At 66.3% G+C, this 15652-nt stretch carries 14 protein-coding genes and 1 tRNA gene; 12 read left to right on the top strand and 3 right to left on the bottom strand.

All coding sequences use genetic code 11. From position 1 onward, the window contains the following. From MUO23_05830 to MUO23_05805, 6 genes are all read left to right on the top strand, one after another. A partial coding sequence (locus MUO23_05830) for a DUF3048 domain-containing protein (GenBank protein ID MCJ7512472.1) occupies positions 1–1283 on the top strand: 1283 nt, incomplete at its 5' end. A gap of 79 nt (positions 1284–1362) precedes the next feature. Then, positions 1363–1851: an adenosine-specific kinase gene (locus tag MUO23_05825; protein MCJ7512471.1), complete on the top strand. Its 489-nt coding sequence runs from the start codon at positions 1363–1365 to the stop codon at positions 1849–1851. Next, positions 1848–2258, top strand: a complete 411-nt coding sequence (locus MUO23_05820) for a hypothetical protein (protein ID MCJ7512470.1) — start codon at positions 1848–1850, stop codon at positions 2256–2258. Before MUO23_05825 ends, MUO23_05820 begins: the two co-directional genes overlap by 4 nt. Before the next feature lie 125 nt (positions 2259–2383). Further along, the gene (locus MUO23_05815) at positions 2384–3391 is read left to right on the top strand and encodes a P1 family peptidase (GenBank protein MCJ7512469.1); all 1008 of its coding nucleotides are present in this window, start codon (positions 2384–2386) and stop codon (positions 3389–3391) included. A gap of 44 nt (positions 3392–3435) precedes the next feature. Beyond that, positions 3436–3873: a polymer-forming cytoskeletal protein gene (locus MUO23_05810; protein ID MCJ7512468.1), complete on the top strand. Its 438-nt coding sequence runs from the start codon at positions 3436–3438 to the stop codon at positions 3871–3873. 150 nt (positions 3874–4023) lie between these two features. Next, complete coding sequence (locus MUO23_05805; GenBank protein MCJ7512467.1) at positions 4024–5088, top strand: hypothetical protein; 1065 nt, start codon at positions 4024–4026, stop codon at positions 5086–5088. Positions 5089–5124: 36 nt separating this feature from the next. Here the strand turns inward: MUO23_05805 and MUO23_05800 are convergent, their stop codons facing one another. The 3 genes from MUO23_05800 to MUO23_05790 all read right to left on the bottom strand — a co-directional run bounded on the left by MUO23_05800 (position 5125) and on the right by MUO23_05790 (position 6491). Beyond that, positions 5125–5925, bottom strand: a complete 801-nt coding sequence (locus MUO23_05800) for a hypothetical protein (GenBank protein MCJ7512466.1) — start codon at positions 5923–5925, stop codon at positions 5125–5127. Further along, a complete protein-coding gene (locus MUO23_05795) occupies positions 5922–6281 on the bottom strand; it encodes a hypothetical protein (GenBank protein ID MCJ7512465.1) in 360 nt (119 codons plus the stop codon). The genes MUO23_05800 and MUO23_05795 overlap by 4 nt, the downstream gene beginning before the upstream one ends. A gap of 128 nt (positions 6282–6409) precedes the next feature. Then, positions 6410–6491: transfer RNA gene (locus MUO23_05790), tRNA-Leu, on the bottom strand. A gap of 127 nt (positions 6492–6618) precedes the next feature. On the opposite strand from MUO23_05790, the gene MUO23_05785 reads away from it, so the two are divergent. From MUO23_05785 to MUO23_05760, 6 genes are all read left to right on the top strand, one after another. After that, positions 6619–7698 (top strand): YchF family ATPase, encoded by a 1080-nt coding sequence (locus MUO23_05785; GenBank protein ID MCJ7512464.1) that lies wholly within the window; start codon positions 6619–6621, stop codon positions 7696–7698. Positions 7699–7704: 6 nt separating this feature from the next. Then, on the top strand, positions 7705–9498 hold the full coding sequence (locus MUO23_05780) for a M3 family oligoendopeptidase (GenBank protein ID MCJ7512463.1): 1794 nt from the start codon (positions 7705–7707) through the stop codon (positions 9496–9498). A 91-nt stretch (positions 9499–9589) separates the two neighbouring features. Continuing rightward, entirely contained in the window at positions 9590–11071 is a 1482-nt protein-coding gene (locus tag MUO23_05775) for an alpha-amylase family glycosyl hydrolase (GenBank protein ID MCJ7512462.1), read from the top strand. Between the two features lie 62 nt (positions 11072–11133). Continuing rightward, positions 11134–13905: a cation-translocating P-type ATPase gene (locus MUO23_05770; GenBank protein MCJ7512461.1), complete on the top strand. Its 2772-nt coding sequence runs from the start codon at positions 11134–11136 to the stop codon at positions 13903–13905. Between the two features lie 184 nt (positions 13906–14089). Beyond that, a complete protein-coding gene (locus MUO23_05765; GenBank protein ID MCJ7512460.1) occupies positions 14090–14908 on the top strand; it encodes a hypothetical protein in 819 nt (272 codons plus the stop codon). 192 nt (positions 14909–15100) lie between these two features. Continuing rightward, positions 15101–15652 (top strand): DUF4013 domain-containing protein (locus MUO23_05760; protein ID MCJ7512459.1); only part of this gene is annotated, 552 nt, incomplete at its 3' end.

Genomic DNA, 15652 nt, shown 5'->3' with positions numbered 1-15652 from the left:
GGTGGGCGGCCGCCATTTGCCCGCAGACCATCGGGCTGCTCCTCGTGTTTCTGCTGCCGGCCTGCGCGCGGCTGGATCCACAGCCTCCGACCCCGACCGCAGTCTCGCCGACCTGGACCGCACCGGCTACGCTCTCGGCCACCTCCTCGCCGACAGCCAGCCCGACGGCCCTGCCGGCGGCGATCGGCCCGGCCTACCTGCCGGGGTTCAATCCTCTGACCGGTCTCCCGGTTCGAGACGCCGCCACGCTGCAGCAGGCTCCGCTGCTGGTCTCGGTGACCAACTTCCCGGTCTCTGCCCGCCCGCAGTCTGGCCTGTCGCTGGCGTCGATCGTGTGGGAGATCTCGATCGGGCAGGGGATGAGCCGGTTTCTGGCGGTGTTCTACGGCGACTATCTGGCGGAGGTCGAGCAGATCCTGGCGGAGCGGCCGAGCGACAATCCCTATGGATATGTCATTGCGCCGATTCGCTCAGGACGCGTGGTGTATGAGGATATCAAGGTGCTCTTCCCGGAGGCGACGCTGATCACGCGCGGCGCCTCCGCCGAAGTCCGCCCGCTGTTGACCAACCGGGTGGGGGTCTTCGCCGCCAACTCCCAGGATGTCAACAGCGCCGGGCTGACGCTGGACGACCTGAGGTCACTGCCGATGCTTGCGGTCAGCCCGCAGGAGCATGCCAGCCTGCTGTTCAGGCGCGAGACCCCCGCCGGCGGCAGCCCGGCGCCCGCGCTGCGGATCATTTACAACCGCTACGATCACGTCGGCTGGGAGTATGCCCCCGAGCGAGGCGCCTACCTGCGCTCTCAGGATCGAGCGGATGACACCGGAATCCTGGTTCCGGCAGTCGATCGGCTGACCGGCCAGCAGCTGGCCTTCGAGAACGTACTGATCCTCTTTGCCAACCATCATTTTGAAAACGTGGCAGGGACAATCCTCGAGATCGATCTGCTCAACCGGACGGGCCAGCCGGGCTGGCTGTTTCGCGACGGAATGCAGTTCCCGGTGCAGTGGTCGACGGAGGCCGGGAATCTGAGCCTGCGGACGGAAGACGGTGAGCTGCTGGGGCTTAAACCCGGGCAAACGTTCATTGAGGTCGTCAGCCGCCAATCCAGTTGGGACGACCAGGACAAGGTGCTCCGCTTTCATTCGCCGGAGCTGCCCACCCTGACGCCAGTGCCGACGTTGGCGCCGACGTTCACCTCCACCCTGCCGCCCACGGAAACCGTGGAGCCCAGCGCCACGCCGGAGCCGAGCGCCACGCCGGAGCCGAACGCCACGCCCTAGACGCCAGCTTCGGATTGCCCTGCCAGGGGCCCACACCACCGGCTTGGGCTAGAATCAGGCTGAGGGGCAGGAGGCAGAGATGGACCTGAGCCTGGTGGCGATCGAGAAGCCGGAAACGGCGAACGTGATTCTCGGACAGTCCCATTTCATCAAGACGGTCGAAGATCTGCATGAGGCCATGGTCAACGCCGTCCCCGGAGTTCAATTCGGCCTGGCGTTCTGCGAAGCCTCGGGGCCGGCACTGGTGCGCGCCAGCGGCACGGCCGACGACCTGCAGGCCCTGGCTGTCAAGAACGCCCTGGCCCTCTCGGCCGGGCATGTGTTCGTGCTGATTCTGGGGAATGCCTATCCGATCAATGTCCTCAATGCGGTCAAGGCCGTGCCGGAGGTCTGCCAGGTTTTCTGCGCTACGGCCAACCCGGTCCAGGTGATCGTTGCCGAGACCGAGCAAGGCCGGGGCGTCCTGGGTGTGATTGATGGCATGCGGACGCAAGGGGTCGAAACCCCGGCGGAGGCTGCCGAGCGCAAGGCGCTGTTGCGCCGCTTTGGCTACAAAGCCGCCGGATGACCGCCCTGGTTCGCCGATCGTCCCTGCGCACCCTTGGCGTGTGGGTTTGCCTGACGGCGGTTGGCATCCTTCCGGGATGCGGCCCAGGGCAGGTGCAGCCGGACACCGGTGTGCGTGGCCGTGTGCTCGTCGGGCCCGCCTGCCCGGTGGTCCAGGCGGGGGAGACGTGCCCGGATCAGCCGGTTCCAGCACGTCTGGAAGTGACCGACGCAGCCGGCAAGATCGTGGCACGCGGCGCGGCCGACGGAGACGGAGAGTTCATCCTTGCTGTGCCTGAGGGGCGCTACCAGGTGCTGGCACTGGCGGCTGACGGGGGACCTTTTCCGTGGGCCACCCCGGTCGAGATCGTGGTCGTGGCCGGGGGGTGGACCGAGGTGACCCTCATGATGGACAGCGGGATTCGCTAGCACAACGGCCGGGCCCCCCAAACCGCCAGGTGCTGGCGAGGGGAGGCTGGCCTTCAGAGTGCAGGCAGGATAGAGAGGCTCGCCGGTCCGAGAGGTGCTCGGCCGACCTGCTTCGGGAGAAGAGAATGGGACGCCAGGGCACGCTCACGGATGTGGCGGGGATCCAGGTGGGTCAGGCCGACGATCCGCAGGCGCTGACCGGGTGCACGGTCATCCTGTGCCCCCGCGGCGCTGTCGGCGGGGTGTCGCAGCGGGGCGGCGCGCCAGGGACGCGTGAGACCGACCTGCTGCGGCCGATGCATCTTGTACAGAGGGCTCACGCCGTCCTGCTCACCGGGGGTTCGGCATTTGGGTTGGATGCGGCCTCCGGTGTGGTGCGTTACCTGGAGGAGCGGCGAATCGGATTTGATGTGCGGCTGGTTCGGGTCCCGATCGTCCCGGCGGCAGTGATCTTCGATCTGGCCCTGGGGCGGGCTGACATCCGGCCCGATGCCGCCATGGGCTATGCTGCCTGCCGGGCGGCCTCACCCGATCCGCCGCGGGAGGGGAACGCCGGCGCCGGCATGGGCGCCACGGTTGGCAAGTTGCTCGGCCTGGGCAGTGCCACCAAGTCCGGGATCGGCAGCGCCAGCTTCGAGGTGGGGGGCGGGGCCACCGTGGGCGCGCTGGTGGTCGTGAACGCCCTGGGGGATGTCATTCATCCTGCCAGCGGGAGAATCCTGGCCGGTGCTCGCCCGGTCCGGCGAGGACCGTTCCGGCTGGGGGGAGAGGGGCCCTACGCCGACAGCCTGCGGTGGATGCGTTCCCCCGGGGGCCGACTGGCGTTGCGTATGCTGGGCGGCGCCAACACCGTGATTGGGGTAGTGGCCACGGATGTGAAGCTGACCAAGGAGCAGGCCAATTTCGTGGCCGAGATGGCCCAAGACGGGATCGCTCGCTGCATTCGCCCGGCCCATACCCTGTATGATGGGGATACCCTCTTCGCCCTGTCTACCGGAAACCGGCGGGGAGACGCATCGGCCGTGGGGGCGTTTGCAGCGGAAGCGGTGGCGGAAGCCATCCAGCGGGCGGTGCTTTCGGCCGAGCCGGCGGGGGGTCTCCCGGCGGCGCGGCAGTTGCTTGATCCATCCTGAAGATCGTTACGGCCGCGCTCGCCTCCGGGCGCCGGGAGGAATCTGTGTTTCGCAAGGGAAGCGAACGTCCAGCAAGCGTGATCGAGGTCAGCGAGCGGGTGGATTCCATCCTTGGCGGGGGCATCGCCTGGCAGGGCTCGCTGAGCGGCGCCGGGGGCGTCCGAATCGATGGTACTTTCGAGGGCGAGATCGCCCTGCGCGGGTTGGTCGTCATCGGAGAGACGGGGCGGGTCAGCTGCCGGGAGATCCGTGCCACGACGGTCGTTGTGGCGGGTTCGCTGAAGGGCGATATCCTTGCCCAGCGGGTCGAGATCACGCGCAGCGGGCGCGTGTGGGGAGATGTGACGACGACATCGTTCTCGACCGAGGAAGGTGCGTTTTTGCGCGGTCAGATTCGCATGGAGGAGAAGCTCGATCTGGGTCTGGGGCCCGATCCGGCGGATTCCGGCTCAGGCGGCGACACCCCGGACCCTGGGTCATGATCTTGAGGCAGCCGAGCGGTCGTTGCCAGGCAGGGTCGATCCAGTGGGCTTCTCGGCCGTGTCGACCGGGTCCGTCGGCGCCGTGTCGTTGATCGAGGCGGAGGGCGTGCTGCCTGGCCTGGCGGAGCGACCGTCCGCCGAGGAGACCGCATGCAGATTGCGAAGGTCGAGGTCACCCCGGTCGAACTCCGCCTTCGGCACACGCTGCGGACGGCCTGCCTTCCTCCGCTGACCGCGGTCCAGGCGGTTTTCGTCCGCTTGATCACCCAGCAGGGCAGGTCGGCCTGGGGGTGCACCGTCGCCCACCCGGCGCTGACCGGGGACGAGCCGGCGGCGGTCCTTCGGGCGTGTCAGGCCTGCGCCGATCGGGTTCCCGACCTGCACCCGACCCAGATCGAATACACCCTGGCCGAACTCACGCCACTCGTCGAGGCCGCGCCCTCGGCTCTGGTCGCCTTCGATCTGGCCTTCCACGATCTGCTCGGCATGATTGCGGGGCTGCCGGTGTACCGCCTGCTGGGAGGCTACCGCAATCGAATTCAAACCTCGGTCACGATCCCTTGCGTCTCGCTCCCGGAAACGGTTGAGATCGCTCGCGGGCTGGCGAAACAGGGATTCCGCATCCTGAAGCTCAAGGGAGGCTTCGATCCCGATGAGGATGTGGCAAAGATCCAGGCGATCCATCGGGCGCTTCCCCAGCACACTCTTCGCCTGGATGCGGATGGGGGATACTCGATCCGGGTGGCGCTCGACGTGGCCGCCGCCCTGGAAGGGCAGATCGAGATGCTCGAGCAGCCCACGCCCGGGGCAGACCTGGAAGGCCTGCGCCAGGTCGCCCAGCACAGCCGGGTGGTAGTTCTGGCTGACCAATCGGTTTCCACGCCGCAAACCGCATTGCGCGTTGCGGCAGAGCACTGCGCCCATGGCTTTACCATCAAGGTGGCAACCGCCGGCGGCCTGCGCCAGGCCGCTCAGCTTGATGCCATCGCCCGGGCCGCCCGGCTGGTAACCATGGTCAGCTGCGTGATCGAGCCGCGGCTGTTGATTGCCGCCGGTCTGGCAATGGCCTTGAGCAGCTCCAATGTCCGCTTCTGTGATCTCGATGGCCATCTGGATCTGATCAACGATCCGACTCAGGGCGGCTTCTCCCTGGAGGATGGGTGCCTGACGGCGGCGGACATTCCGGGCCTGGGCTGCCGGGTCGATTTGGGTTAGTGCAGTCGGCGAAGGCCGGTGGGAGGCGGGGTGGACTCAGCCCGCGGGTTGCGAGAAGACCAGCAGCCAGGAGCCCTCATACTCCTGCCCTTGAGGGTCCGAGCAGGTTTCGATCTTAAGTCCGGTCACCAGGGCTGACGATCCGGGCAGTTCGACGGTGTAGGCGATCCCTGGCTCCAGGGTGAAGTCGGCATAGCCGGCGCCCAGCTCAGGCTTGAGGCCGGTGACGAAACGGTCAGAGCCTTGGTCCCAGACGACCCGAATCTCCATTGCTGGAACGCCGCGGCCGCTGGCATCCACAATCTGAACCTGCAGGCGCGGCTGCGGAGCCTCCGCTTCGCACACCACTTCCTGGCGGGTGAGCTGGAAGGGGGCGCCGGGAGTCGAGGTTGGGGCACGGGTGGAAGATGCCTGCGGAGTGCGGCTGGGCCCGAGCGTGGGTGTGGCCTGTCGGGTCGGTGTGCCCGGCGCGGGACCCGGCGTTCCGATTGCAGGCTGACCCGGCCTTTCGCCCAGCGCCGCGGCCAGCCCAGCCAGCGCCCGGGCTTCCGCTTCCGGATAGCCCGACGCCAGCCGCTGCTGGGCCAGAGCCCCGAGGGTCTGTGCCAAGTCCTCTGCGCCAAAGACGGCCAGCCGCGCCTGGGCCCGCGCCAGATCGCCGGTCCCGGCATGGGCCGAGGCAATCAGTGCCAGGTAATCCATGCGGAAGTCCGCCCGCAGCGAGGTGGGATCGGTCTGGGTGTACGAGACCGGGTTGACCCGCCAGGCATAGAACACGCCGGCCAGCAACCCGACAATCCCCCCGAGCACCCAGGCGATCCAGGCGGAGGACCTCACGGCGAGCCAGCCTCGGTGGGCGGAGAAAGAGTGCGCAGGTCTACTGCCAACTGGTTCAAGGTGGAAAGGTCGTCGCGACTGAGGCCGTGCTCGACGGCGTACAGGATGGCGGTTTCGACCTTGGCGAGCGGCCGCTCCGGGCCGAGGCTGGCAAGCCGCAGCTGCGCCCGGCCCAGGTCGCGCTCGGCGCCATAGGTCTCGGCAACCATCAGGACGTAGTCGGTGCGGTAGTTATCATCCAGGGTGTTGGGGGCGGTGTCGACATACTCGACAGGCTGGATCACCCAACCATACACCAGGCCGGCGGCGAGGCCGATGGCGAGTCCAAGCAGGAGGCGGGGCAGGAAGAGTCGCATACGCGCTGAGGGTGAGGCATTGTGCCACACTCAGCGGCGGCTGGCAATCGCGTTCTGCAGGAATGCGGGCCCGAAGGCCTTGGCGCAGGCCGGGAGGGAGCGAAAGTCCGGGTGCTATAATCGCCAGATGCCGAAGGTGGGACTCGAACCCACACTCCCGAAGGAACGCGATTTTGAGTCGCGCGCGTCTGCCAGTTCCGCCACTCCGGCCGAGGATTCGTAGTATAGCCAATCGGTCGGGACGGGTCAAGGCGGAGGCAGTCAGCCCGGGACGGCGGTATCTCCCCCGCTTGACGAGTGCGCCGCACAGCTTTCGCTTCCTCACAGTGGAAAACCCATGCAGCTAGGCATCATCGGCCTGCAGGCGGCAGGCAAAACGACAATCTTCAATGCCCTGACGGGCGGAAACCTGACGACGGGCGCCGCGGCGGGCATCGGCCGTCCGGAGGTGCATACCGCCGTGTCCGATGTCCCGGACGACCGCCTGACGCCGCTGGTCGCCATGTTCCAGCCGCGCAAGACATTCCATGCGAAGGTCACCTACGCCGACATCGGCGGTCTCAAAGCGGATCTCGGGCGGGAAGGGCTTCCCGGGGCGCTGATCAATCAGCTAGCCCAGGTGGATGGCCTTCTGCATGTGGTGCGGGCCTTCGACAACCCGGCTGTACCGCATCCGCTGGGCCGAATCGATCCGGAGCAGGATTTCGCTGTGCTGGAGGCCGAGTTGCTGCTCACCGATATGTTGACGGTGGAAAGGCGACTGCAGCGCCAGGAGGAGGAGCACCAGCGTGGCGGACGCGACCGGGCAGCCGTCGAGCGTGAGATGGCGCTCTTCCGGCGGCTGGAAGGGCATCTGAGCCAATCCCAGCCCCTGCGCAGCCTGACCTTGAGCGAGGAGGAGGAGCGCACGCTCTCGGGCTTCGGAATGCTGACCCGCAAGCCGATGCTGGTCGTGGTCAACGTGGGAGAGGGAGAGTCTGCACCCGCCGGGATGCTGGCTTCGCATGGGGTAGGGGTGGACGTGCTGGCCCTGCAGGGGGAGCTGGAGATGGAGATCGCGCAGCTCTCGGCAGACGAACGCCAGGCCTTCATGCAAGAGTACGGCATCGAGGAATCCGGGCGCCGGCGGGTGATCCGGGCCTCGTATGCCCTACTGGACCAGATTTCGTTCTTCACCGTGGGCGAGGATGAGGTTCGCGCCTGGACGCTGAAGCAGGGCGAAGGCGCCCTCAAGGCGGCCGAGACAATCCATTCGGATCTGGCGCGCGGCTTCATCCGGGCCGAGGTCATTGCCTGGGATCTGCTGGTGGAGTTGGGCGGGCTTCAGGCAGCCAAGCAGCAGGGCAAGCTGCGCCTGGAGGGGAAAGAGTACCTCGTGAAGGATGGCGAAGTCGTCCATATTCGGTTCAATGCCTGAGGTGGGATGATGGCGAGAAGCGACTACAAGCAGGAGCGCTGGAGCCTGCAAGACTTGTTTGCGGGGCTGGAGGCGCCGGAGGTGGGCACGGCGCTGCAGGACCTCGAGACCCTGGTGGCCGAGATCGAGGCCTACCGACCGCGCCTAACCGAGGCCTTTCTGGCGGACGAATTCCTGGCGCTGTTGGAGACCTACGACCGCCTGATGCGGTTGCTGTCCCGGCTGGTCGGCTTCGCCCACCTCAAGTTCGCCGAGAACACCCAGGATCAACAGGCGCAGACCGTCCTGGCGCAGATGCAGCAGCGCTTGGCCGAGATCGAAAACCGCACGATGTTCATCAAGCTGTGGTGGAAGCAGCTGGACGAGGCGCCGGCGCAGCGATTGCTGGCGGCCTCGGGCGACTATCACTACTTCCTGGATGCCCTTCGCCTGCAGCGGCCGCACACGCTCTCCGAGCCGGAGGAGCGGGTGATCAACCTGAAAGACGTCAATGGTCCGGCTGCATTGATCACGCTGTATGACACGATCACCAATCGCTATGTCTACCGGATGCAGGTGAATGGCCAGGAGCACGAGCTGACCCGAGGCGAGTTGCAGGTACACATTCGCGGCGCCGACGCGCAGGCACGCCAGGCAGCCTACCGGGCGATCCATGACATGCACGCCAAAGATGCCATCGTCCTCGGTCAGATCTATCAGTACCGCGTGCGCGATTGGCGGAGCGAGGCCATCGATCTGCGCCACTACTCGTCTCCACTCGCGGTCCGAAACCTGGCGAACGATGTCCCAGACGACGTGGTTGAGGCCTTGCTGGCGGCCTGCCGGGAGCATACCCCGCTGTTCCAGCGGTACTTCCGCTTGAAGGCGCGCTGGCAGGGGATGGACCGCCTCCGCCGCTACGACCTGTATGCTCCTGTATCGGGCACAGCCGCCAAGCGGTATGCATTCGCCGAGGCCGTCGACTTCGTGCTCGACAGCTTCAATCACTTCGACGCCGGAGTAGCCTCGCTGGCAGAGAAGATCCTCGCCTCCCGCCATCTGGACTCCGAGGTCCGCAAGGGCAAGCGCAGCGGCGCCTTTTGTGCCTCCCTCGAGCCGGGCCTGATTCCCTGGGTGTTGACCTCGTACAACGGCACGGCCAATGATGTGTCCACGCTGGCTCACGAACTGGGCCACGCCGTCCACGGCCTGCTGGCTGCCGGCCATCCCGCCCTGACCGCCGATGCCTCGCTGCCGCTGGCCGAGACGGCTTCGACCTTCGGGGAGAGACTGCTCGTTGACCATCTGCTCCGCTCGGATGCGGATCCGGAGGTACAGCGCGATCTGTTGTTCGCCCAGATGGACGACGCCTATGCGACCATCGGACGCCAGGCCTACTTCGCCCTCTTCGAGGGCACGGCCCACGAGGCCGTGCGCCGGGGGGCGTCGGTCGATGACCTGTCGAAGCTGTATCAGGAAAACCTCGCCGAGCAATTTGGCGACTCACTGCTGGTGAGTGAAGACTTCCAGTATGAGTGGCTGAGCATCCCGCACATCTACCACACGCCGTACTATGTGTACGCCTACGCATTCGGCCAGCTGCTGGTGCTCTCCTTGTATGAGCAGTACCGCCGAGAAGGGGACCTGTTCAAGCCGCGCTACTTGAAGATCCTTGCTGCCGGCGGATCCGATTCCCCGGTCCGCATCCTGGAGACAGCCGGGGTCCCGATCCGTTCTCCCGAGTTCTGGGGGCAGGGATTCGGCGTGCTGCAGCGGACCCTCGAACAGCTGGAGGCTATCCCGGTCAAGACAACGTCCTGACATCCGCCGCCGCGCCTAGGCCGCGATCGCCGGTCTGCTTGCCTTTGGCGCAGGCCGGTTCCGGGCGAGCGGTCGCAGGTGAGGCAAGCCGATGGGGAATCCGCAACGCTTTCCAACGCTCTACCAGGTGAACACCCGGGTGTGGCTGGGCCGCCTCGGCCAGAGCCGGGATCGCTCGCTGCGCCTGGACGAGGTGCCCGAGGCCGTGCTCGATGAATGGGCGGCGGCGGGTTTCGACTGGATCTGGCTGCTGGGGGTGTGGCAGGCCAGCCAGGTGGGAGCGCAGCTGGCGCGACTGGATCCCGCCCTGCGCCATGCCGCCCGCCAGCTGGTGCCCGATCTGACCGAAGACGACCTGTGCGGTTCGTGCTTCTCGATTGCCGGCTATCAGGTGAGCATCGCCCTCGGCGGCGATGAAGCGCTGGCCGCTTTGCGCCGGCGCCTGCACGATCGCGGCCTCAGGCTGTTGCTGGACTTCGTGTCCAACCACACTGCGATCGATCACCCCTGGCTGGAGTTGCAGCCGGACTTCTTCGTCGAAGGCTCCGAGGACGACCTGGCGGCGGCCCCACACAACTACCTCCGGCTCCCGGTTGGGGACGGCGCCCGCATTTTCGCTCACGGCCGTGATCCGAATTTCCCGGGTTGGACCGATACGCTGCAGCTAGACTACGGCAACCCGGCACTGCAGACGGCGATGATTCAAGCCCTGGAGCAGGTCGCCGATCGATGCGATGGGGTCCGCTGCGACATGGCCATGCTGCAGCTGCCCGACGTGTTCGAGCGCACCTGGGGAATTGCGTCCCAGCCCTTCTGGCCGGAGGCCGTCCGTTCGGTGCACGCTCGGCACCCCGAATTCCTGTTCCTGGCGGAGGTGTACTGGGACCTGGAGCAGCGCATGCTGCAGGAGGGGTTCGACTACGCCTACGACAAGCGCCTGTACGATCGGCTGCGGCAGCAGCGTGCCGTTCCGGTGTGCGCCCATCTGCGCACAGACCTTACGGTCCAGGCGCGGCTGGTGAGGTTCCTGGAAAACCACGATGAACCCCGGGCGGCAGCGGCGTTCCCGGCGAGCACTCACAAAGCCGCCGCCGTCGCCACCTACCTGGCGCCGGGGATGCGATTCTTCCATCAGGGCCAGCTCGAGGGCTGGCAGCGCCAGCTGCCGGTGCAGTTGTGCCGGACCACCGCCGAGGCCACCGACCCTGAGCTGGCCGCGTTCTACACCTCGCTGCTGGACATGCTGCACTGGCCCGTCGTCCGAGGCGGTCAATGGAAGCTCCTGGAATGCCACCAGGCCTGGCATGGCAACTGGACCTGGGAGAACTTCCTGTGCTATTCCTGGCTGGCGGAGGCGGGTGATCCGGTTGTGGTGGCCGTCAACTACGCCGGCCATGATTCGCAGTGTTTTGCGCGCCTGCGGCTGCCCGGTCTCGCTCAACACCAATACCGCCTGGTGGACTTGATGAGCAGCACCGAGTACGTGCGCAGCGGCGATGACCTGGCGGACCGCGGACTGTACCTTGACCTGCCAGCCTGGGGCTACCATGTCTTCCGGGTCGTCCAAGCCTAACTCTCTCTGGCCACCGGACCTTGCGAGCACAGTCCGGGAGCAGCCGAAATAAGGAAGGAACCGTGGAAAAGCCCTGGTACCAGCTCTCGCGGGCGGAGGTGCTATCTGCGTTAGAGGTCGACGAGGCGGTCGGGCTGACGCAGACCGAAGCGAGGGCGCGCCTGCAGGCTGTCGGCCCAAACGAGCTTGAAGAGCGCGGCCGCCGTTCGCGGTGGAGCATTCTGCTGGAGCAGCTCACCGGGATCCTGACCTTGATCTTGATCGCGGCCGCCGCGCTCTCGCTCGTCCTGGGCGATTGGATCGATGCCGTCGTGATCCTGGCCATCGTCGTTCTCAACGCCGCCCTCGGCTACAGCCAGGAATACCGGGCGGAGCAGTCGATGGCGGCCTTGAAGCGCCTGGCGGTGCCCAACGTGCGGGTGCGGCGCGACGGCCGGGTGCAAGAGGCCTCGGCCCGCGACCTGGTTCCGGGCGATATCGTCTTGGTCGAGACCGGCAACATCCTTCCGGCGGATGGGCGGGTGCTGGTTAGCATCAACCTGCGGGCCCAGGAGTCGGCGCTGACCGGTGAGGCCGAATCAGTCGAGAAGGAAGCCGAGCTGGTGTATGAGACCGAGCGGGCGGTCGGTGACCGGCGCAACATGCTGTACTCCGGGACCGTGGTCAACTACGGTCACGGCGAGATGGTGGTCACGACCACCGGCATGGAGACCGAGCTGGGCCACATCGCCGAGATGATCCAGTCCGTCTCCGAAGACAAGACCCCCTTGCAGCGGCGGCTGGATCGCATGGGTAAGATCCTGGCCGCGGCTGCCATGATCCTGGTCGCAGGGATCTTCTTGCTGGGCTTGCTGCGTGGGGAGCCGTGGGAGGAAATGCTGCTGACCTCCGTTAGCCTGGCCGTGGCGGCAATCCCGGAGGCGCTGACCGCGGTCGTGACCATCGCCCTGTCGCTCGGGGCCCAGCGCATGCTCAAACGGCGGGCGCTGATCCGCCGCCTGCCGGCGGTGGAGACTCTGGGGTCGGTGAGCGTGATCTGCTCGGACAAGACCGGCACCCTGACCCAGAACCGGATGACGGTCACCGCCCTCGACATCGCCAACCACCGGGTTGAGCTGCGCCAACGCGAAGGGGACCCGCGCCTGGCGCTGACGCCAGCCGAGGGGAGCGGGGAGCGGGAGAGCCTGCTCCCCACGCTCGAGCTGCTGTTGATCAGTGGCGCCCTGTGCAACGATGCCATCCTCGCCGAGCCGGAGGATCGTCCCGGGGAATTCCATGCCATCGGGGATCCGACGGAAGGGGCATTGATCCTTGCGGCGGCCGGGTTCGGCATCCGCAAGGACGATCTGGACCGCGCCTTCCCGCGGGTTGCCGAGGTTCCCTTCGACTCCGTTCGCAAGCGCATGACCACAGTCCACCGCCTGCCGCGTTCGAAGCAGGAGCTGCCGCCCAGTTTGGCGCCGATCTGGGATCGGCAGCCGCAGGCCGAGGCATTTCCCCCTTATGCCGCCTTCACCAAAGGGGCTGTTGACAGCCTGCTGGATCACACCTGCCAGGTGTGGGTCGAGGGAGAAACCCAGCCATTCGATGAGGGCTGGAGGCAGCGGGTGGTTCGGGCGCATGACGATCTCGCCGCCAAGGGCATGCGCGTGCTGGGAGTCGGCTTGCGCTTGCTGCCGGAAGCACCGCAGCCGGATGCCGGCGAGGCCCTCGAGGCCGATCTGACGCTGGTCGGGCTGTACGGCATGATGGACCCACCCCGGCCGGAGGTAGCCCAGGCGGTGGCGCAGTGCAAGGCGGCCGGCATCCATCCAGTGATGATCACCGGAGATCATCCGCTCACCGCTCGCCACATCGCCCAGGAACTGGGAATCGGAGACCCGGACCAGTTCACCACCGGGCAAGAGCTGGACCAGCTGGACTCGGCCGAGCTGGTTGAGCTGACCCGTCGGGTGTCGGTCTTTGCCCGCGTCTCTCCCGAGCACAAGCTCAAGCTGGTCCAGGCCTACCGCGACCGCGGCGACGTCGTGGCCATGACCGGCGACGGGGTCAATGACGCTCCGGCGCTGAAGAAGGCCGACATCGGTGTCGCCATGGGGATCACCGGAACGGACGTCTCGAAGGAGGCGGCGGAGATGGTGCTGCTCGACGACAACTTTGCCACCATTGTCGCCGCCGTCGAAGAGGGTCGGGTGATCTACGACAACGTCCGTCGTTTCATCAAGTACCTGCTGAGCTGCAACGCCAGCGAGATCGCGGTCATGTTGATCGGCCCGCTGCTGGGGATGCCCCTGCCGCTCCTGCCGCTGCAGATCCTGTGGATGAACCTGGTCACCGATGGGCTGCCTGCCCTGGCGCTCAGTGTCGAGCCGCCGGAGAAGAACGTGATGCGGCGCCCCCCGTACTCTTCCAAGGAGAGCATCTTTGGGCGAGGCATGACGTCCTGGATCCTCGGACTGGGCGTGTTGATGAGCGCTCTCTCGGTAGGGGTCGGGATGTGGGCATTCGCCAGTGGGGATCCTGCCTGGCAGACGCTCTTGTTCACGACCTTGATCTTCGCCCAGCTGGCGGTGGCGCTCGAGGCGCGGGCCGAAGAAGATTCCCTGTTCCACATCGGCCTGCTGAGCAACCGAGCGATGCTGTCGGCCATCGGCCTGACGGTGCTGTTGCAGCTGGCCGTGGTCTACCTGCCGATTGGGCAGCAGATCTTCAGCACCCAACCCCTCACAAGTGAGGGATTGGGGATTGCCCTGGGAGCGGCGCTGTCACTGATGGTGGTGCTTGAGCTCTGGAAGGCCTTGAGGCGGCTGCGCAGCCGAGAGGACCCCAGCTGAGTGTCCATCGTGGGCGAGGGGAGCCCTCGCCCAAGCCGGAAGCTCCGCACCTGGACTCGGTGCCAGCTGGCCTACACAGACGATGGGTGGGCTAGCCGAACGCAGGCCGGGCGGTGTGAAGGGCATCGCCTCAGCGGTAGAATCGCACTCGCCGCAGAGAGGCAGGCAGAGAAGGAGAGAGGACATGGGACGCAAGATCCTGTACGGGACACTGATCGTAGTCAGCGGGCTCTTGATGGTCCTGAGCGTCATGGGTATTGGCGCTGCTTGGGCCTACAACGAACCCCTTACGCAACAAGGGCTTTCCCGACTTGGCGAGCTTGATCGAGAGTTGGGACAAGCACAGACTGCGCTAGGAAACGCAGGAGGCGAATTGGCGCGTGCCCTGCGCATCCTCGAAGGCGCCGAGACGACGCTGGCAGCGCTGAGCCAGAACACGACCCAGGCACAGCAGACCCTGCAGGGCGTGGGTGAGGCGTTGGATGGGCGCCTGATCCCGGGCCTCAAGACCGCCAGCGAGAAGATCGATCAGGTGCGAGTTGGGCTGCAAGGGGTGCTGACCACGCTCAAGACGATCAACTCGGTGCCGTTCCTCAATATCTCGATCCCGGGCGAGGAGTTGCTCACGGGACTGCTGGATGCGGCTGACACGCTGGACGCGGAGATCGCCAATGTCGAGGAGGTAGCGGATAAGGCCTCGACCTTCCTGGCGGACGTCGAGTACGTCTTGGGAGGCGACCTGAGCGAGACCCGGCAGAGCATCGAGCAGTTGTTGACGGTCGTCACCGAGTACGAGGCTAAGATCGAGGGCTGGCGAGCGCAGATCGCCGGAATCCAGGCCGGCCTTGCCGGCTGGGTGGACCAAGCCTGCATCGGGCTGACGTTGCTGCTGCTGTGGTTTGGGCTGTCGCAGTTCGGCTTGATCTTGCATGGGTTGACAGGATGGAAGGGCGGCAACCCCTTGGCTGCCCTGCGGATGGGAGCCAGCGGGGGCGGGCAGTAGCGCCTGTCCTGGCAGCGACCGAGTTGCGGGCGCGACCGGAGGGGCGCTGAGCACGTATAGAGAAGGAAGACCGGGCGGCGGCCATCACCTCCAGGAATTGATGGCGCAGGGGAAGCCCGAGCAGGGTCTGCTGGTTGGGGCCGGTTTGTGATCGTGCCGCAACTGGCAGGCCGATCCGGAGAAGGAGGACGCATGGACGTCGGCAAGTCATTTGTGTACGTGTTCGAGGACAAGAAGTGGCTCGAGAAGCTCCTGATCGGCGCCGTGGTGGCTGTGATTCCCATCGCCAATCTGGCGCTGGGAGGCTACGCCAACGAAATCATCCGGCGAGTGACAGGTCGCAGCACGGAACCTCTATCGGATTGGGGAGACTTCGGCCAGAAGTTCGTCGAGGGCCTGCTGCTGACCGTGGCCGGCCTGGTGTACGGCCTCCCGGCGCTGCTATTCGGGATCCCGCTCATTCCTCTGATCATCGGTGTCGCGACTCAGGCGGAGAACCAGCAGGGAATCGCCTGGGTGCTGGGCGGGGTCAGCCTGGGGCTGATATGTCTGCTGGGGCTGTACGGCCTGGTGTTCTCGTTCGTTTTCCCGGCGGCCCAGGTGAACTATGCCCGACGGCGGACCTTCGCAGCCGCGTTCTACTTGCGTGAGATCTTTCACCTGGTGGGTGAGAACCTGGGCGGCTACGTGCTGGCCTGGCTGGCGTATTTTGTCTTCGCCTTGGTGGCTGCGGCAGTGCTGGGT

Source organism: Anaerolineales bacterium (genome assembly GCA_022866145.1).
GTDB lineage: Bacteria > Chloroflexota > Anaerolineae > Anaerolineales > E44-bin32 > PFL42.
This window is presented reverse-complemented; position numbering and strand designations above follow the sequence as displayed.

Bases quoted from the DNA above. Each gene is read 5' to 3' on its own strand.
- MUO23_05815 (MCJ7512469.1), top strand. From the start codon at position 2,384: ATGGGACGCCAGGGCACGCTCACGGATGTGGCGGGGATCCAGGTGGGT.
- MUO23_05765 (MCJ7512460.1), top strand. From the start codon at position 14,090: ATGGGACGCAAGATCCTGTACGGGACACTGATCGTAGTCAGCGGGCTC.
- MUO23_05795 (MCJ7512465.1), bottom strand. From the start codon at position 6,281: ATGCGACTCTTCCTGCCCCGCCTCCTGCTTGGACTCGCCATCGGCCTC.
- MUO23_05805 (MCJ7512467.1), top strand. From the start codon at position 4,024: ATGCAGATTGCGAAGGTCGAGGTCACCCCGGTCGAACTCCGCCTTCGG.
- MUO23_05775 (MCJ7512462.1), top strand. From the start codon at position 9,590: ATGGGGAATCCGCAACGCTTTCCAACGCTCTACCAGGTGAACACCCGG.
- MUO23_05785 (MCJ7512464.1), top strand. From the start codon at position 6,619: ATGCAGCTAGGCATCATCGGCCTGCAGGCGGCAGGCAAAACGACAATC.
- MUO23_05820 (MCJ7512470.1), top strand. From the start codon at position 1,848: ATGACCGCCCTGGTTCGCCGATCGTCCCTGCGCACCCTTGGCGTGTGG.
- MUO23_05825 (MCJ7512471.1), top strand. From the start codon at position 1,363: ATGGACCTGAGCCTGGTGGCGATCGAGAAGCCGGAAACGGCGAACGTG.
- MUO23_05780 (MCJ7512463.1), top strand. From the start codon at position 7,705: ATGATGGCGAGAAGCGACTACAAGCAGGAGCGCTGGAGCCTGCAAGAC.